The 16,942-nt window shown below is 61.3% G+C and carries 17 protein-coding genes and 1 pseudogene; 9 read left to right on the top strand and 9 right to left on the bottom strand.

Annotated elements, in window-relative coordinates:
* Positions 1–63 precede the first annotated feature (63 nt).
* Both lptG and lptF read right to left on the bottom strand, forming a co-directional pair.
* Complete coding sequence (gene lptG, locus AACY42_RS07425; RefSeq protein WP_339478223.1) at positions 64–1,125, bottom strand: LPS export ABC transporter permease LptG; 1,062 nt, start codon at positions 1,123–1,125, stop codon at positions 64–66.
* Positions 1,118–2,239, bottom strand: coding sequence for an LPS export ABC transporter permease LptF (lptF, locus tag AACY42_RS07420; RefSeq protein WP_339478219.1), 1,122 nt, complete (start codon positions 2,237–2,239; stop codon positions 1,118–1,120). Before lptF ends, lptG begins: the two co-directional genes overlap by 8 nt.
* Positions 2,240–2,552: 313 nt before the next feature.
* Here lptF and AACY42_RS07415 point away from each other — a divergent pair, with 313 nt between their 5' ends.
* The 5 genes from AACY42_RS07415 to rlmF all read left to right on the top strand — a co-directional run bounded on the left by AACY42_RS07415 (position 2,553) and on the right by rlmF (position 9,345).
* Complete coding sequence (locus tag AACY42_RS07415; protein WP_339478217.1) at positions 2,553–4,043, top strand: leucyl aminopeptidase; 1,491 nt, start codon at positions 2,553–2,555, stop codon at positions 4,041–4,043.
* 61 nt (positions 4,044–4,104) lie between these two features.
* A complete protein-coding gene (locus AACY42_RS07410) occupies positions 4,105–4,533 on the top strand; it encodes a DNA polymerase III subunit chi (RefSeq protein ID WP_339478214.1) in 429 nt (142 codons plus the stop codon).
* Between the two features lie 8 nt (positions 4,534–4,541).
* The gene (locus AACY42_RS07405) at positions 4,542–4,907 is read left to right on the top strand and encodes a DNA polymerase III subunit chi (RefSeq protein WP_339478211.1); all 366 of its coding nucleotides are present in this window, start codon (positions 4,542–4,544) and stop codon (positions 4,905–4,907) included.
* Between the two features lie 309 nt (positions 4,908–5,216).
* A complete protein-coding gene (locus AACY42_RS07400; protein WP_339478208.1) occupies positions 5,217–8,063 on the top strand; it encodes a valine--tRNA ligase in 2,847 nt (948 codons plus the stop codon).
* 256 nt (positions 8,064–8,319) lie between these two features.
* Positions 8,320–9,345 (top strand): 23S rRNA (adenine(1618)-N(6))-methyltransferase RlmF, encoded by a 1,026-nt coding sequence (gene rlmF, locus AACY42_RS07395; protein WP_339478206.1) that lies wholly within the window; start codon positions 8,320–8,322, stop codon positions 9,343–9,345.
* Positions 9,346–9,536: 191 nt separating this feature from the next.
* Here rlmF and AACY42_RS07390 read toward each other — a convergent pair whose 3' ends face one another.
* Positions 9,537–9,818, bottom strand: a complete 282-nt coding sequence (locus tag AACY42_RS07390) for an HU family DNA-binding protein (protein ID WP_003205289.1) — start codon at positions 9,816–9,818, stop codon at positions 9,537–9,539.
* 396 nt (positions 9,819–10,214) lie between these two features.
* On the opposite strand from AACY42_RS07390, the gene yejK reads away from it, so the two are divergent.
* The gene (gene yejK / locus AACY42_RS07385; RefSeq protein ID WP_339478205.1) at positions 10,215–11,219 is read left to right on the top strand and encodes a nucleoid-associated protein YejK; all 1,005 of its coding nucleotides are present in this window, start codon (positions 10,215–10,217) and stop codon (positions 11,217–11,219) included.
* Complete coding sequence (locus AACY42_RS07380) at positions 11,219–11,575, top strand: glutaredoxin family protein (protein WP_339478203.1); 357 nt, start codon at positions 11,219–11,221, stop codon at positions 11,573–11,575. The genes yejK and AACY42_RS07380 overlap by 1 nt, the downstream gene beginning before the upstream one ends.
* Positions 11,576–11,731: 156 nt before the next feature.
* On the opposite strand, the gene AACY42_RS07375 is transcribed toward AACY42_RS07380, so the two are convergent.
* The 5 genes and pseudogenes from AACY42_RS07375 to AACY42_RS07355 all read right to left on the bottom strand — a co-directional run.
* Positions 11,732–12,667, bottom strand: coding sequence for a glutathione S-transferase family protein (locus tag AACY42_RS07375; RefSeq protein WP_339478201.1), 936 nt, complete (start codon positions 12,665–12,667; stop codon positions 11,732–11,734).
* A 79-nt stretch (positions 12,668–12,746) separates the two neighbouring features.
* Positions 12,747–13,070, bottom strand: coding sequence for a GIY-YIG nuclease family protein (locus AACY42_RS07370; RefSeq protein WP_339478199.1), 324 nt, complete (start codon positions 13,068–13,070; stop codon positions 12,747–12,749).
* Positions 13,071–13,110: 40 nt separating this feature from the next.
* Complete coding sequence (locus AACY42_RS07365) at positions 13,111–13,581, bottom strand: nuclear transport factor 2 family protein (RefSeq protein ID WP_339478196.1); 471 nt, start codon at positions 13,579–13,581, stop codon at positions 13,111–13,113.
* Positions 13,582–13,668: 87 nt separating this feature from the next.
* Entirely contained in the window at positions 13,669–14,997 is a 1,329-nt protein-coding gene (locus AACY42_RS07360; RefSeq protein ID WP_445261555.1) for a CynX/NimT family MFS transporter, read from the bottom strand.
* A pseudogene (locus tag AACY42_RS07355) lies at positions 14,987–15,172 on the bottom strand (FCD domain-containing protein); the annotation flags it as partial. The pseudogene AACY42_RS07355 and the gene AACY42_RS07360, both read right to left, overlap by 11 nt.
* Positions 15,173–15,323: 151 nt before the next feature.
* Between AACY42_RS07355 and AACY42_RS07350 the strand changes: the two are divergent.
* Both AACY42_RS07350 and AACY42_RS07345 read left to right on the top strand, forming a co-directional pair.
* Positions 15,324–15,584, top strand: a complete 261-nt coding sequence (locus tag AACY42_RS07350) for a type II toxin-antitoxin system MqsR family toxin (RefSeq protein ID WP_339478190.1) — start codon at positions 15,324–15,326, stop codon at positions 15,582–15,584.
* Between the two features lie 46 nt (positions 15,585–15,630).
* The gene (locus tag AACY42_RS07345; protein WP_304554432.1) at positions 15,631–16,113 is read left to right on the top strand and encodes a type II toxin-antitoxin system MqsA family antitoxin; all 483 of its coding nucleotides are present in this window, start codon (positions 15,631–15,633) and stop codon (positions 16,111–16,113) included.
* Positions 16,114–16,172: 59 nt separating this feature from the next.
* Here the strand turns inward: AACY42_RS07345 and AACY42_RS07340 are convergent, their stop codons facing one another.
* A complete protein-coding gene (locus AACY42_RS07340; RefSeq protein WP_256230591.1) occupies positions 16,173–16,937 on the bottom strand; it encodes an amino acid ABC transporter ATP-binding protein in 765 nt (254 codons plus the stop codon).
* Positions 16,938–16,942 lie beyond the last annotated feature (5 nt).

Below are 16,942 nucleotides of genomic sequence, written 5' to 3'. Positions count from 1 at the left end.
CCTGATACACCGCGCAAGTGGGAGCAAAGCTTGCTCGCGAAACAGCCCCCTCGATTTCTGAAATCAACCGGCCCGACGCATCAGCCAAAGCCCGGACAACGCGCAGACACCGGCCGGCACCAGCACCGCAAACAGCGGCGAGAAGCCGAACACCAGGCTCGACGGCCCCAGCAAGTCCTGGACAATGCGGAAAGTGAAGCCCACCAGCACGCCGGTAAACACCCGCTGACCCAGGGTCACCGAACGCAGCGGACCGAAAATGAAGGAAATCGCCATCAACACCAGGGCGGCGGTGACCAAGGGTTGCAACACCTTGACCCAAAAAGCCAGCCAGTAGCGGCCGTTATTCAAGCCCTGGTCCGCCAGGTAGTGGATATACCCCCACAAACCGGTAATCGACAGGGATTCAGGTGCCATCACCACGGTGCTGAGCAACTGCGGGCTGATCGACACGTCCCAGCGCTCCTGCGGGGCGGCGACCACCTCGGTGCGGTTGTCATGGAACACGGTGGTGGTGACATCATTCAGTTGCCAGTGATCCTCGGCAAATTTGGCGCGCTTGGCGAAGCTCGACGACAGCATGTGCCGCTGGTCGTCGAAGCGATAACGGGTCACGCCGTACAGAATGCCGTTGGGTTGGACCGAGTTGATGTGAATGAACTCGTCGCCCTGACGGTGCCACAGGCCATGCTTGGCGCTTTGCGCGTCGCCACCACCCTGGGCCAGGGAACGGTTGGCCTGGGCGGTATTTTCGGTGGCTGGCGCGATGTATTCGCCGATCAACACACCTACCAGCATCAACACCAGCATGGGCTTCATCACCGCCCAGACGATCCGACCAATGGACACGCCGGCGGCGCGCATGATGGTCAGCTCGCTGTTGCTGGCCAGGCTGCCCAGGCCGATCAGGCAACCGATCAGCGCGGCCATCGGCAGCATGTCGTACAAGCGCCGTGGCGCCGTCAGCAGCACGTAGCTCGCCACGTCCATCAGCGTGTAGGTGTCGCTGACGTCGCCCATTTCATCGATGAAGGCAAACAAGGTCGCCAGGCCGAGGATGATCCCCAGCACCGCAAGGATCGCCATGAACACACTGCTGCCGATGTAGCGATCGAGTTTAACCACGGGCCACCTCCAGCGCGCTGCGACGACTGGCCAGCTTCAGGCGTAGCGGCTCCCAATAGAGCAACCCCAGGCCGATAGCCAGGAAAATCGAGTGCACCCACCACAGCCCCAGGGCTGGCGGGATCTTGCCTTTCTCCAATGCACTGCGGGCGGAAATCAGGATGGTCAGGTAAGCCATATATAGAAGAATCGCCGGCAGCAGCTTGAGGAAACGCCCCTGGCGCGGGTTGACCCGCGACAGTGGGACCGCCATGAGGGTCACGATGAACACCAGCAACGGCAAGGACAGGCGCCATTGCAGCTCGGTACGGGCACGAATGTCGTTGTTGCCCAGCAGGCTGGCGGTGGGCATCGCGTCGCGGTCAGTGACTTCGTCGCTGACCTCGGGTTTGGGCAACAGCACGCCATAGATGTCGTACTTGATGGCCCGGTAATCGGCCTGCCCCGGCTTGCCATCATAGCGATAGCCGTTTTCCAGGATCAGGTAGCGGTTGCCGTCGGGGTTGATTTCCTGCCGGCCCTTCTCGGCCACCAGCACGGAAATGCCACGGTCCTTCTTGGTATCCGCAGACAGGTTCTTTTGTGTAATGAAGACGCCGCCCAAGTCGATCCGGTCCTCCGAGAGCTGTTCGGTGTAGGTCACGCGCGTACCGTCGCGCAGGGCCTGGAAACGCCCTGGCACCAGCGTGTCGAACTCGGTCATGGCGTCCTGCTGGTTGATCAGCAGTTGGAACTGATTGGCGCCCAGAGGGGCAAGGCTCAGGCTCAGCCAGGCCACCACCAGAGCCACTAACGTGGCCGGGAACAGCGTCATGCGAAACAGGCGTTGCTGGCTCATGCCGGTGGCCGACAGCACGGTCATTTCGCTGTCCAGGTACAAGCGCCCGTACGCCAGCAGGATGCCGAGGAACAACCCCAGCGGCAGGATCAACTGCAAGAAGCCCGGCAGACGGAACCCCATGATCAGGAACAGCGAGCCCGGGTCCAGGGCGCCGGAGGCCGCCTGGGCGAGGTATTTGATGAAGCGCCCGCTCATGATGATGACCAGCAGCACGGCGCTGACGGCGCTCAGGGTCAGCAGGACTTCACGGGATAAATAACGGAAGACGATCAAACCAGACACTCCAGGATTGTCAGGCTAAGGCGGCCAAACAAGAAACGTATCGAGCCAGCTCATGCAGCGAGCCGCGCAAAAAAGAGCCGCATTATCCTGTGATTGGAGGCGCCTGTCACTGCGCACGCTTTAAGCAGACGCTTCACAGTCAAAAAGTTAACCGCTACCAGGGTTGTCAGGCTCGGCCGCCGGGGTTCAAACTGCGGCCTTTGTCGCCGGCACCTACCGGCGCCTCTCTTATATAGAAGACAGCTGCTCAGCGCGCCACTGTCTCGGCGCCTGGCCTCTTGACCATTGACTCAGGGATCCGGACATGGAACTGGTTGTAAAAAGCGTCAGCCCAGAAACGTTGAAAACCGCCACACTGGTAGTCGCCGTCGGTGAAAACCGCAAGCTCGGCGTGGTCGCCACCCAGCTCGACACCCTGAGCGGCGGGGCCATCAGCGCCGTGCTCAAGCGCGGCGACCTGGCCGGCAAGGTCGGCCAGAGCCTGTTGCTGCACAACCTGCCCAACCTCAAGGCCGAACGCGTACTGCTGGTGGGCGTGGGCAAGGACGCTGAACTGGGCGATCGTCCATTGCGTAAAATCATTGCCGGCGTGCTGAGCACCCTCAAGGGCCTTGGCGGCGCGGAGGCCGCCCTGGCGTTGGACGAGTTGGTGATCAAGGGCCGCGACAGCTACGGCAAGAACCGCTTGTTGGCCGAAACCCTGGTAGACGGCGAATACCAGTTCGACCAGTTCAAGAGCCAGAAAGTCGAACCCCGCGCCCTGAAAAAAATCACCCTGCTGACCATCAAGGCGGCCCAGGCTGAAGTCCAGCGTGCCGTGACCCACGCCACCGCGATTGCCAACGGCATGGCGTTCACCCGCGACCTGGGCAACCTGCCGCCGAACATCTGCCACCCGACGTTCCTCGGCGAGCAAGCCAAGGCACTGGGCAAGGAGTTCAAGGGCCTGAAGGTCGAAGTCTTCGACGAGAAGAAGATCAAGGACCTGGGCATGGGTTCGTTCTATTCCGTCGGCCAGGGCAGCGCCCAGCCGCCACGCCTGATCGTGATGCAATACAACGGCGGCAAGAAATCCGAGAAGCCGTACGCACTGGTCGGCAAGGGCATCACCTTCGACACCGGCGGCATCAGCCTCAAGCCGGGGGCTGGCATGGATGAGATGAAGTACGACATGGGCGGCGCCGCGAGCGTGTTCGGCACCCTGCGCGCCGTGCTCGAACTGCAACTGCCGATCAACCTGGTGTGCATCCTGGCCTGCGCCGAGAACATGCCCAGCGGCATGGCCTCGCGTCCGGGTGACATCGTCACCACCATGAGCGGTCAGACCGTGGAAATCCTCAACACCGACGCCGAAGGCCGCCTGGTGCTGTGTGACGCCCTCACCTATTCCGAGCGCTTCAAGCCGCAGGCGGTGATCGACATCGCAACCCTGACCGGCGCCTGCATCGTCGCCCTCGGCTCCCACACCTCGGGCCTGCTGGGCAACAACGACGAGCTGATCGGCCAACTGCTCAGCGCCGGCCAACAGGCCGACGACCGCGCCTGGCAGTTGCCACTGTTCGACGAGTACCAGGAACAACTGGACAGCCCGTTCGCCGACATCGCCAACATCGGTGGCCCGAAAGCCGGGACCATCACCGCAGCCTGCTTCCTGTCGCGCTTTACCAAGAACCTGAACTGGGCGCACCTGGACATCGCCGGCACAGCGTGGACCAGCGGCGGCAAGGACAAGGGCGCCACCGGTCGTCCGGTGCCCCTGCTGACCCAGTACCTGCTGGACCGCGCCAAGGCCTGACACCAATGACCGTCGCTGGCGTCGCCCCCGGGGTGACGTCATCGGCGGCTCAGGAACCGCAATGACCAAAGTCGATTTCTATATCCTGCCCAGCGCCGATCCATCGGCGCGGCTGGATTTCGCCTGCAAGCTCGTTGAAAAGGCCTGGCGCATGGGGCACCGCATCTACCTGCATTGCAGCGATGCCGCCCAGCGCGAGGACCTGGACACACGCCTGTGGGCTTTCAAGGGCGAGAGCTTCGTGCCCCACGGCCCAGCCGAGAGCGAACCCGAAGGGTTGATCGTACTGGGGCTGGGGGATGACTGCGGCCAGCACCAGGACCTGCTGGTCAACCTCGACCTGAAAGTACCGACCTTTGCCCAGCGCTTCGCCCGTGTGGCGGAAGTGGTGGTCGAAGACCCGGCCATCCGGCAAGCCGCGCGGGAGAGTTTCCGCTTCTACCGCGAACAGGGCTATCCTCTGCAAGACCACCGTTTACAGCGACTCTGAGCCCTACGATGGACACTCCAAAACCGCCACAAAAGCCCGCGCACCTGCTGGACGACCTCGAGTCGATCCGCCAACTGCTCGGCGACGACAACCTGCAACCGCCACTGCTGACCGACACGGTCGCGCACGAGCCGGCGCATGACGAACAGATCCCCCTGCTGTTCGAACCGATCAACGGCCAGCCCGAACCCAAGCCGGCGGCCAAGACCGAAGCCAAGGGCCCCGATGCCCTGCTGCACCTGGACCGCGAACTGCGCGCTGCGGCGCAGTTGATCATGCAAGACGTCATCGACGACTTCGCCCCGCACATCGAGACCGAGATCAAGCGTCGGCTGGATGCGCGGATGGAACGGCTGCTCAGTCAGTACGAATAACCCGGTTTATATATGTTTAGTGGCGAGGGCGCTTGCTCGCGCCGGGCGCGCTGTAGGAGCTGTCGAGTGCAACGAGGCTGCGATCTTGTCCCGGACAATTGAGTCCTAAGCGAAAACCGAAAAGATCACGATCAAAAGATCGCAGGCTCCGCCAGCGCCTACAGAGCCCAGCGCGAGCAAGCGCCCTCGCCACAGGGATTTGTTACGCATGTTAATACGCACTCACTGCGTACTGACTCGCCCTGCGCCCCACGCCCCGTTATACTTCCCGGCTTTTCCTGAATAAATGCCAATAGGGTCCCGCCGCGCATGGATAAGACCTACCAGCCGCACGCCATTGAAACTTCCTGGTACAACACCTGGGAGTCCGAGAATTATTTCGCTCCGCAAGGCGCGGGCGATTCCTACACCATCATGATCCCGCCGCCGAACGTCACCGGCAGCCTGCACATGGGCCACGGTTTCAACAACGCGATCATGGACGCGCTGATCCGTTTCCGGCGCATGCAAGGTCGCAACACCTTGTGGCAACCGGGCACCGACCACGCCGGTATTGCCACGCAGATGCTGGTGGAACGTCGCCTCGAAGCCCAGGGCCAGAGTCGCCATGACCTGGGTCGCGAGAAATTCCTCGAGAAAGTGTGGGAGTGGAAAGACGAGTCCGGTGGCAACATCAGCCGCCAGATCCGTCGCCTCGGCTCGTCCGTGGACTGGAGCCGCGAGCGCTTCACCATGGACGACGGTCTTTCGGAGGCGGTGAAGGAAGCCTTCGTGCGCCTGCATGAAGACGGACTGATCTACCGCGGCAAGCGCCTGGTCAACTGGGACACCAAGTTGCACACGGCCATTTCCGACCTCGAAGTGGAGAACCACGACGAGAAAGGTTTCCTGTGGAACCTGAAATACCCCCTGGCCGACGGCGCCAAGACCGCCGAAGGCAAGGATTACCTGATCGTTGCCACTACGCGTCCGGAAACCATGCTGGGCGACTCCGCCGTGGCGGTGAACCCGAACGATGAACGCTACCAGGCGCTGATCGGCAAGTTCGTCGAGTTGCCGCTGGTTGGTCGTCGCATCCCGATCATCGGCGATGATTACTGCGACCCTGAATTCGGCACCGGCTGCGTGAAAATCACCCCGGCCCACGATTTCAACGACTACGAAGTCGGCAAGCGCCACAACCTGCCGCTGCTGAACATCTTCGACAAGCACGCCAACGTGTTGCCGGCGGCCCAGGTGTTCAACCTCGACGGCACCCTGAACGAAAGCATCGATGGTCAGCTCCCGGCCGAATACGCCGGCCTGGACCGCTTCGAAGCACGCAAGCAGATCGTCGCGGCGTTCGAAGCCGCCGGCCTGCTGGTCAGCGTCGACGATCACGCCCTGAAAGTCCCGAAAGGCGACCGCTCCGGCACCATCATCGAACCGTGGTTGACCGACCAGTGGTACGTGTCCACCAAGCCGCTGGCCGAGCCCGCGATTGCCGCCGTGGAAGACGGCCGCATCCAGTTCGTGCCCAAGCAATACGAAAACATGTACTTCTCGTGGATGCGCGACATCCAGGATTGGTGCATCAGCCGTCAACTGTGGTGGGGCCATCGCATCCCGGCCTGGTACGACGAGTCGGGCAAGGTCTATGTCGGCCGTGATGAAGCCGAAGTCCGCGCCAAGCACAACCTCGGCCCGGACGTTGCCCTGGCGCAGGACAACGACGTTCTCGACACCTGGTTCAGCTCGGGCCTGTGGACCTTCTCGACACTGGGCTGGCCGCAGCAGACCGAGTTCCTGAAGAAATTCCACTCCACTGACGTGCTGGTCACCGGCTTCGATATCATTTTCTTCTGGGTCGCCCGGATGATCATGATGACCATGCACCTGATGAAGAACGAAGACGGCACGCCGCAAGTGCCGTTCAAGACCGTCTACGTCCACGGCCTGGTGCGCGACGGCCAGGGCCAGAAGATGTCCAAGTCCAAGGGCAACGTCCTCGACCCGCTGGACATCATCGACGGCATCGACCTGGAAACCCTGGTACAGAAACGCACCTCCGGCCTGATGCAGCCGAAACTGGCGAAGAAGATCGAGAAGGCCACCCGCGAAGAATTCGCCGAGGGCATCGCCAGCTACGGCACCGACGCCCTGCGCTTCACCTTCTGCTCGCTGGCGTCCACCGGTCGCGACATCAAGTTCGACATGGGTCGCGTCGAAGGCTATCGCAACTTCTGCAACAAGATCTGGAACGCCGCGCGCTACGTGCTGGACAAAGGCGAAGACTGCGGCCAGAACGGCGAAACCTTTGAGCTGACCCTGGCCGATCGCTGGATCATTTCCCAGTTGCAACGCACCGAGGCCGAGGTAACTCGCCAGCTCGATCAGTTCCGTTTCGACCTGGCCGCGCAAGCCTTGTACGAGTTCATCTGGAACCAGTATTGCGACTGGTACCTGGAGCTGTCCAAGCCTGTGCTGTGGGACGAAAACGCACCGGTCGAACGCCAGCGCGGCACCCGTCGCACCCTGGTGCGCGTGCTGGAAGTGGCCCTGCGCCTGGCGCATCCGTTCATGCCGTTCATCACCGAGGAAATCTGGCAGCGCATCGCACCGCTGGCAGGCGCCCAAGGCAAGACGATCATGCTGCAACCTTGGCCGGTGGCCAACGAAACCCGCATCGATTCGGCGGCCGAAGACGACATCGAGTGGCTCAAGACCTTCATGCTTGGCCTGCGTAACATCCGCGCCGAAATGAACATCGGCCCGGGCAAGCCACTGGCCCTGTTCCTGAAGAACGCCAGCGCCGAAGACCTGCGCCGCCTCAACGAAAACGAGGCGCTGCTCAAGAAACTGGCGAAGCTCGAGTCGGTGACGGTCCTGGCAACCGGCGAAGAGGCGCCGCTGTCGGCCACCGCCCTGGTCGGCGAGATGGAAGTGCTGGTGCCGATGGCGGGCCTGATCGACAAGGCCGCGGAACTGGCGCGCCTGGACAAGGAAATCCTGCGCCTCAAAGGCGAAGTACAGCGGGTCGGCGGCAAGCTGTCCAACGCCGGCTTCGTTGACAAGGCGCCAGCCGAAGTCATCGAGAAGGAACGGGCCAAACTGGCCGAGGCGGAACAGGCCTTGGGCAAGCTGGCCGAGCAGCATGGGCGGATCTCCAGCCTGTAACGGCGGTTCGCAATGAAAAGGGAGGTCCCGTTGGACCTCCTTTTTTATGCCCGCCATTTTCTAGCAGACAATGAACATTCCTTGTGGGAGCGGGCTTGCTCGCGAAAGCAGTGGGTCAGCTTACCTCTGCTTTGAATGTACCGACGCCTTCGCGAGCAAGCCCGCTCCCACAATTTGATCCGCGCTACCATCAAGACCGGGCCGGATGTGGGACAATGCCCGCCACTTTTTGAGCCACCCCCGAATCGACCCGCCCATGACCGCCCCTCGCGCACCAAAACCTACCCGCCAGAAGCCCAAGCCCGCCGTCGAGGCCAAACCCGTGGCGCCGCGGGAGAAGGCCAGCCTGCACCCGCGTAACCGTCACCAGGGCCGCTACGACTTCCCCGCGTTGATCAAGTCCACGCCTGAATTGGCCAAGTTCGTGATCATCAACCCCTATGGCAAGGAAAGCATCGACTTTGCCAGCCCCGACGCCGTGCGGGTGTTCAACCGGGCGTTGCTCAAAGCTTTCTATGGCATCGCCCACTGGGATATCCCGGCCGACTACCTGTGCCCGCCGGTGCCCGGTCGGGCGGACTATGTGCACTTCCTTGCCGATTTGCTCGCCAGCCACAATGCAGGTGAAATCCCCCGCGGGGCGGCAGTCAAGGTGTTGGACATTGGCACCGGCGCCAACTGTGTCTATCCGCTGATCGGTTACAGCGACTACCGCTGGCACTTCCTCGGCTCGGAGATCGACCCGACGGCCATCGCCTCAGCCAAGGCCATCGTCCAGTCCAATGGCTTGAACAAGGCCATCCAGTTGCGCCAGCAAGCCAACCGCAAGCAGATCCTCCTGGGCCTGTTGGAGGATGGCGAACGGTTCGACCTGACGATGTGCAACCCGCCGTTCCATGCGTCCCTGGAGGAAGCGACCAAGGGCAGCCAACGCAAGTGGCGGGCATTGGGCAAGGCCGATCCGAAGCGCAAGCTGCCGGTGCTGAATTTTGGCGGTCAGGCTGCGGAGTTGTGGTGCGAGGGCGGGGAAGCCCGGTTCGTGACGCAACTGATCGGCGAGAGCGCGCAGTTGGCCGGGCAAGTGCTGTGGTTCAGCACCCTGGTATCAAAGGCGTCGAACCTGCCAGCGATTCAAACCGCGCTGAAAAAGGCCGGCGCGCTGCACAGCCAGGTGGTGGAGATGTCCCAGGGCCAGAAGCAGAGTCGTTTCGTGGCCTGGACCTTCCAGACTGAGGCGCAGCAACAAGCTTGGCGCCAGTCGCGCTGGGTCCGCAAGGATTAGAAAGATACGGCTCTACTGTAGGAGCTGCCGAGCGAAGCGAGGCTGCGATCTTTTGATCTTTCGCCTGAGATTCAACGGTCAGGGGAAAGATCGTAGCCTCGCTTCGCTCGGCAGCGCCTACCGGTGATTTTCAAGGCAATAAAAAACCGTGCCCGGATCGCTCCGAGGCACGGTTTTTTTTTACTGCGGTCTTACTTGTTGACCGCGTCGGTCAGGCCTTTGGCCACAACCAGCTTGATCACTTTCTTGGCAGCGATTTCGATGGCAGCGCCAGTCGAAGGGTTACGGCCGGTACGGGCAGGACGCTCGGTGACTTTCAGCTTGCCAACACCTGGCAGAGTGATTTCGCCGCCATTTTCCAGCTGATCGGCAACGACTTGGCCCAGTTGGTCCAGCAGCGAACGCACGGTAGCTTTTGGTGCGTCTACAGATTCAGCCAAATCAGCGATCAGTTGGTCTTTAGTAAGAGCCATGTAGTGTTCCTTCCCTATCAAATTCATATGGATTGCAGAGTGCAGTGTCAGCCATCGAGCCCGATCTCTGTTGATCAGGCACCCTCGGCAATCACCGCGACGGATCGGGGTAATAGATGCCGAAAACCGGGTTTGGTTCGACCTGACAGATGCTGAATGCACGCTTAACGCAGTGACATCGCGTAAGACCGGGCAAAACTAGCACAACGCCTCTGAAATATCCGCTTCTAGCTACCCATTTGGTCAGCTTTCTTGCGCTAAAACGTTAAAAAAATGCATATAGGCTGTCGGACGGGTCTGAAAGGGCCTTTGCCGGGTTCCAAAACCAGTGATTGCGGTACACTGGGCCCTTTTTCGGGGCGCGCGTCCTCCTCTCTTTCATCAGCCGAGAAATCCATGCCGATCCGTCATTGCATCGTCCACCTGATCGACAAAAAACCCGACGGCACCCCTGCTGTGCTCCATGCCCGCGACTCCGAACTGGCAGAGTCCGCGGCCATCGAGAACATGCTCGCCGACCTCAACGAGAGCTATAACGCCAAGCAAGGCAAGGCCTGGGGCTTTTTCCATGCCGAGTCCGGGGCGCATCCGTTCAGCGGCTGGCTGAAGGAGTATTTGGACGGTGGCAAGGATTTCACCGCGTTCAGTCGGGTGGCGGTGGAACACCTGCAAAAACTGATGGAAGAGTCCAACCTGTCGGTGGGCGGTCACGTACTGTTCGCCCATTACCAGCAAGGCATGACCGATTACCTGGCCATCGCCCTGCTGCATCACAGTGAAGGCGTGGCGGTGACCGATGAGCTGGACGTGACCCCGTCCCGCCACCTGGACCTGGGCCAATTGCACCTGGCGGCGCGAGTCAACGTGTCGGAATGGCAGAACAACAAGCAATCCAAGCAGTACATCTCGTTCATCAAGGGCAAGAACGGCAAGAAGGTCTCGGAATACTTCCGTGACTTCATCGGCTGCCAGGAAGGTGTCGACGGCCCCGGCGAGACCCGCACCCTGCTCAAGGCCTTCAGTGACTTCGTCGAAAGCGAAGACCTGCCTGAAGACGATGCCCGGGAAAAAACCAAGACCCTGGTCGACTACGCCAGCAGCCAGGCCAAGCTCGGCGAGCCCATGGGTCTGGAGGAACTGTCGGAGTTGATCGACGAAGATCGGCCGAAAGCGTTCTACGACCACATCCGCAACAAGGACTACGGACTGTCGCCGGAAATCCCGGCGGATAAACGCACCCTCAACCAATTCCGCCGCTTCACCGGCCGCGCCGAAGGTTTGTCCATCAGCTTCGAAGCGCACCTGCTGGGCTCCAAGATCGAGTATGACGAGGAAGCCGGTACGCTGATCATCAAGGGCCTGCCCACGTCGCTGACCGACCAGCTCAAGCGTCGTAATTGATGTTGGGTGGGGTGCTGAAGAAATTCCTGCTGATTCTGCTGGTGGTGGTGGCCTATCAGAACTGGGGCAAGATCGAGCGGGTGTTCAACCCCTCGCAGAGGGTTCCCGAGCAGATTCTCAGCCACGCCCGCGTCGTGCTGTATGCCACCGACTGGTGCGGCTACTGCAAGGCCACCCGGCGGTTCCTGGATGAGAAAGGCGTGCCATTTCACGAGTTCGATATCGAGAAGGACAGCGAGGCGCGCAAGGCTTATGAGGCGCTGGGTGGCCGGGGAATTCCGATCCTGGATGTGAACGGCACGTTGATTCGTGGGTATGAGCCGGAGAATATTCTCAGGGCATTGTCCGCGATATAGGTTGTCCGGCAAGGATGGTGCAGGATTTGAAGGCCTAATCGCGAGCAGGCTCCCACATTGATTCGCGGCGGACATAAATCCGATGATCACCGCAGATCCAGTGTGGGAGCGAGCCTGCTCGCGATAGCGGTGGACCAGCCACCTCCTTAGGGAAGGTCAGACCGCCTCGATCCGGAAGCCAAGCCGCGGAAAGTGCACGTGCACCACCCCGCCACGCGCATCTTCGCGACGCAGAATCAATTCCTCGCTACCGGCAAACATCAACTCCCCAGCCACCGGATCAACGCCATAGTCCGTCGCGGCGATACTCACCTGTTGCCCTGCCGTGAACCCGTTCGGCTCGTCGAATGTCTCATCCGGCAGCGCGGCCGGCGTAGCGTTGCGGGCAACGTCCAAGGCCTCTTCGGCACTCATCTGGCTCGACGCGCCATGGCCGAAACCCAGCACCCGTGCCAGCCATGCCGAAACAGCCGGATACGCATCCACCAGCGGCGAGGTGACCGGAGTGCCCTTGAGAAACCACAGTGGATGGGCCATGGCGAAGTCGGCAATCGACGGATCACCCAACAGGAAATCGCCCTCCTCGCGCTGCAACTGCTGCTCAAGGCGCGCCATGATCGTCGGCCATTGGTGCTTGGCCTGCTCGGCGGTCAGGCGCGTGGCCGTGCCGCCACTGAACAGGCCGGCGCGGTCGCTGATGAACGCCTTGATCGCCTCAGGCGATAGCTTGGCGAACCGCACCGCCACCGATTCAGGCTGGAACACCAGACTCACCGCATGCTGGAACACCACCGAATCGGCCCACGCCGCAAAGGACGCGGCAAGCATTTCCCGGCCTTCGGGGAACAGCGCCGGCGAGGCTTTTTCCTGCTCCAGGCGGCGGGCCATCAGCGAGGTATCGCAATAGATATCCGCGCCGACCTGCATTACCGGCGTCTTGCGATAGCCACCCGTCAGCGCCGTCAGGTCAGGCTTGGGCATCATCGGCGGGATGCTCACCGAACGCCAGGACAGTCCTTTGAAACCCAGCAGCAGCCGGGCTTTTTCCGCGAAAGGAGACGTTGGGTAATGATGAAGGATCAGCTCTGACATGAGATTAACCACTGCAGGAATGAAGTCTTACAGCTTAGCGTGCCTGACCGGGACAGCCTACCGGCCTGATAAAGGTCCATCAGCCCGGCTGATGTAGCGACAACACACTGGCCACCAGGCATTCCTTGGCGCTTTTCTTGAGCTTTTTGATCAGTCGCTCCTGGCGCAGGGCCTCGCCCTTGTCGCGACAAGCCTCGGTGTACACCAAAGCCACTGCTGGGCTGGACAGGAAGAAGCGTGCCCCCTTGCCGCTCTGATGCTTGGCGAAACGCCGCACCGGATCATCACTGATGCCGCAGTACAGCGAGCCGTTGGCGGCCCGCACCAGGTAGACGAACCAGGGTTTGCCCGGTTCGGCGGGGCCTTGTGCAGGCAGATCGAGAGAAGGGTCGGCAGTCGTCACAAGCTGTTCAACAGGTCGGCAAAGACAAGCCGCAATCTTATCAGCGACTGGCCTGGAACGCCCGCAACCCCTTGAGTGCCTGGGCCCTGACGGCATTGCGCACCAGCGGTGTCCAGCCCAGCAGCAGGCCCTTGGTGCCCAGCGCCTGGCGAGACCAGCGCCACAGATCGAAGCTGTCGTGGTGTTCGCAGATCTTGCCGTCGCGAAAAACGAAGCGCGCCTGAATGTCATTGATCACGATGTTGCCGGTCTGGCTGAACAGGTACGTCGCCACCCAATGCGCACCACCGGTACGCTCATCGCTGTGCACGTTATCGAAGGTCAGGGAAAAGTCCTTGGCCCGGGTCGTCAACATGCGCCACATATCGCCGGCATCGCGCCCGCGCAGTTCGCCGAACGCCGGGTCGCTGAACAGCACGTCGTCGGTGTAGCAAGCGCTCATGGCTTCGGCGTCCAGGCGCTGGAACGCCTGATAAAAACGGGAGATCAAGGCGTTGTGGGCATCACTCATGGACAGGCTCCGAAAAATGTTTCAGTAGGCCTGCACGATAATCGGCCACCGTCGGGAAGACTATCGTCATTCGCCATGAGAATGATATCAACGAAGGTCTGTGAGCCTCTCGCTGCTGACCCCCACGTACAACGCCCGGCCCGCACCGATGCCCGCAATGATCGCCCCCAGGCCAACCAGGCCGAAGATCCAGCCCAGGGCGCTCCAACCGCCGGTCAAGTCGTGGACCACACCCACCGCGAACGGCCCCAGCGACGCCAGCGTATAGCCGAAGCCCTGAGCCATGCTGGACAGGTTGGCGGCCACGTGGGCGTCCCGCGAGCGCAACACGATCAGGGTGAGCGCCAGGCTGAATGATCCGCCCTGCCCCAGGCCCAGCAGGATCGCCCACCCCCACAAGCCATCGAGCGGAGCGTAGAGGCAGCCGAACAACCCGCCCAGGACCATGAGCATGACGATCACGATGGCCAGGCGCTGGTCCTTGCCGCGTGTGGCCAACCAGGGCGCCGCGAGGGAACTGATCAACTGCACGATGACCGAACCGGACAGCACGAGCCCGGCCTGGGTCGGGGTCAGGCCACGTCCAATCAGGATCGACGGCAGCCAGCCAAAGACGATGTAGGCCAGGGACGATTGCAGCCCCATGTACAACGTCACTTGCCAGGCCAAGGGATCACGCAGCAAGCCGCGAACCCGGTACGCCACTTGGTGGGCACCGTGTTTCTCACCCACTTGCGGTAACCAGAACACCGCGGCCAGCAGCGCCGGGACCGCCCAGAACCCCAGCCCCAAGGCCCAGCTGTGGCCAAGGTGCTCGCTCAGCGGCACCGTCGCCCCGGCCGCCATCGCCGCGCCCAGGCATAAAGCCATGGTGTAGACGCCGGTCATGGCGCCAGCCTGTTTGGTGAAGTCGCGCTTGACGATGCCCGGCAGCAGCACGCCGATCACACCGATACTCGCGCCGGCCAGGATGCTGCCGACAAACAGCCCGACCTGACCGAAGGCGCTGCGCAACACAATCCCACCCGCCAGCGTCAACAAGATCCCCAGCACCACGCGCTCGGCACCGAAGCGCCGCGCCAGCACCGGTGCCAGCGGCGCGAACAGGCCCAGGCAAAGCACAGGCAATGTGGTCAGCAAACCGGCCTGGGCCGCCGACAGGCCGAGGTTTGCTGACACTTCGCTGAGCAACGGCGCCATGCTCGACAACGCCGGACGCAAGTTCAGCGCCACCAGGATCAACCCGAGCAGCAACAGCCAGGGACGATGCACCAACGGATGGCGCTGCTGGGCCTGCTCGTCATCGGCTTCGGCATCGATCAGCAATTCTTCGAGTTCGGCGGCGCGTTTGGGCGCCGTCAAAGGGGTGCGGTCAAGCGGATCGCGGGACATGGAAAGCTCTGCTTCAGGGTTCATTGATCAACTGCCGGCACAGGGCCTTGGCCTGCTCCGGGTCTTGGCGTTCGACGGCTTCGAGGATTTCGACGTGCAGGTCGAACACATGTTGATGGCGGGGAATGATGTTGAGGCTCTGGCGCAACTGTGCACCGAGCACGGCGGAAAAGTCGCGATAGGGTTCACTGGGCGCGGGGTCGTCATCACGGGCTGAATTTTCTGACAGATTAGTCAGCTTCTTGTGGGACGGCAACCGCCTAAGGTCAATATGAGGGAAAAGGAGCGACATTTTCGATTGGTCAAAATTACCCTTTATGGGTAATTTCAAGGACAAGGCACACCGTTCAATGGAAAAGAACACACCCCATTACGCCTTAGTGGCGATACAGGCGGATGTCAGGCGGCTTAAAGGGATAGCTTTCACCAGCACTGGGAAGAACACTGCTCGGACGCTCGGTTTAAACGTCTCGGACATGCAGCAGGTCATCCATGGGCTTGAGCGAAAACAGTTCTACAAATCGATGACCGCCTATGACGATCATCGAGTCTGGCATGACGTCTACCACGCCAATTCACACGGCCTGGAGATTTACCTGAAGGTGACGTAGCGCCCCAGCGGAGGCCCACCGGTAATTTCCTTCAAGGAGAAAACTCATGAAACACCAGCAATGCTTCAGCTGTGGTGCCCCGGAGGGCATGTTGCATTTCGAAGGTCGCGGCGAAACCATGAGCGTCAAGGGACTGGAACGCCGGGTCGATGACTTGTCTGGCTGGGAATGTCAGATGTGCGGCGAAGTCGAGCTCGATTCAAGCTGCTCGGACCGCTACGACCACGCGGGTGATGAGCTGGTCAATGCGGCCAGGCGAATGATCGGCGAAGAGATCAAACGTGTCCGGCGCAAACTGCATCTATCGCAAAAGGAAGCGGTACTGCTGCTATCGGGCGGTGGACACAATGCGTTTTCCCGCTACGAGCGCGGCGAAGTAGTGCCACCCAAGGCGTTGATCTTGCTGATGCGCCTGCTTGATCGCTATCCGCATTTGCTTGCCGATGCCCATGCCTTCGCTGAAGACGCAGACTTGCGGCAATTCAAAACGACGGTGCACAAGGAACACGAGACCCTCACGGCTTGCTGAGCGGCCCATTAAAAACAAACCCGGACAAGTCCGGGTTTATTTCACTGCCTAAGACCGGATCAATGCAGGATCTGACTCAGGAACAGCTTGGTACGCTCATTCTGCGGGTTGTCGAAGAAGTCGTTCGGCGCGGCCTGTTCGACGATTTCACCTTTGTCCATGAAGATCACGCGGTTGGCCACGGTGCGGGCAAAACCCATCTCGTGGGTCACGCAGAGCATGGTCATGCCGTCTTCGGCCAGGCCGATCATGGTGTCCAGCACCTCTTTCACCATTTCCGGGTCGAGGGCCGAGGTCGGCTCGTCGAACAGCATGATTTTCGGCTTCATGCACAGCGCACGGGCGATGGCCACGCGCTGTTGCTGACCGCCGGAGAGTTGGCCCGGGTACTTATGCGCCTGCTCTGGGATGCGCACGCGCTCCAGGTAGTGCATGGCGATTTCCTCGGCCTTGCGCTTGGGCATCTTACGAACCCACATCGGCGCCAGGGTGCAGTTCTGCAGGATGGTCAGGTGCGGGAACAGGTTGAAGTGCTGGAACACCATGCCGACTTCACGGCGGATCGCTTCGATCTGCTTGAGGTCGTTGGTCAGTTCCACACCGTCGACCACGATACGGCCCTGCTGGTGCTCTTCCAGGCGGTTGAGGCAGCGGATGGTGGTGGACTTGCCGGAGCCCGACGGGCCGCACAACACGATACGCTCGCCCTGCTGGACGTTCAGGTTGATGTCTTTCAACACGTGGAACTGGCCGTACCACTTGTTTACGCCCTGCATCTGAATAATGCCTTCAGGGCTCACAGGCTGTTTGATCGCTTCACTCATGAGTC

The sequence above is a fragment of the Pseudomonas sp. RL_5y_Pfl2_73 genome (genome assembly GCF_963970515.1).
GTDB lineage: Bacteria > Pseudomonadota > Gammaproteobacteria > Pseudomonadales > Pseudomonadaceae > Aquipseudomonas.
The sequence above is the reverse complement of the archived record's forward strand: the minus strand, read 5'-3'. Positions and strand labels throughout refer to the sequence as shown.

Bases quoted from the DNA above. Each gene is read 5' to 3' on its own strand.
- AACY42_RS07415 (WP_339478217.1), top strand. From the start codon at position 2,553: ATGGAACTGGTTGTAAAAAGCGTCAGCCCAGAAACGTTGAAAACCGCC.
- AACY42_RS07410 (WP_339478214.1), top strand. From the start codon at position 4,105: ATGACCAAAGTCGATTTCTATATCCTGCCCAGCGCCGATCCATCGGCG.
- AACY42_RS07405 (WP_339478211.1), top strand. From the start codon at position 4,542: ATGGACACTCCAAAACCGCCACAAAAGCCCGCGCACCTGCTGGACGAC.
- AACY42_RS07400 (WP_339478208.1), top strand. From the start codon at position 5,217: ATGGATAAGACCTACCAGCCGCACGCCATTGAAACTTCCTGGTACAAC.
- rlmF (WP_339478206.1), top strand. From the start codon at position 8,320: ATGACCGCCCCTCGCGCACCAAAACCTACCCGCCAGAAGCCCAAGCCC.
- AACY42_RS07390 (WP_003205289.1), bottom strand. From the start codon at position 9,818: ATGGCTCTTACTAAAGACCAACTGATCGCTGATTTGGCTGAATCTGTA.
- yejK (WP_339478205.1), top strand. From the start codon at position 10,215: ATGCCGATCCGTCATTGCATCGTCCACCTGATCGACAAAAAACCCGAC.
- AACY42_RS07380 (WP_339478203.1), top strand. From the start codon at position 11,219: ATGTTGGGTGGGGTGCTGAAGAAATTCCTGCTGATTCTGCTGGTGGTG.
- AACY42_RS07375 (WP_339478201.1), bottom strand. From the start codon at position 12,667: ATGTCAGAGCTGATCCTTCATCATTACCCAACGTCTCCTTTCGCGGAA.
- AACY42_RS07365 (WP_339478196.1), bottom strand. From the start codon at position 13,581: ATGAGTGATGCCCACAACGCCTTGATCTCCCGTTTTTATCAGGCGTTC.
- AACY42_RS07360 (WP_445261555.1), bottom strand. From the start codon at position 14,997: ATGAACCCTGAAGCAGAGCTTTCCATGTCCCGCGATCCGCTTGACCGC.
- AACY42_RS07350 (WP_339478190.1), top strand. From the start codon at position 15,324: ATGGAAAAGAACACACCCCATTACGCCTTAGTGGCGATACAGGCGGAT.
- AACY42_RS07345 (WP_304554432.1), top strand. From the start codon at position 15,631: ATGAAACACCAGCAATGCTTCAGCTGTGGTGCCCCGGAGGGCATGTTG.
- AACY42_RS07340 (WP_256230591.1), bottom strand. From the start codon at position 16,937: ATGAGTGAAGCGATCAAACAGCCTGTGAGCCCTGAAGGCATTATTCAG.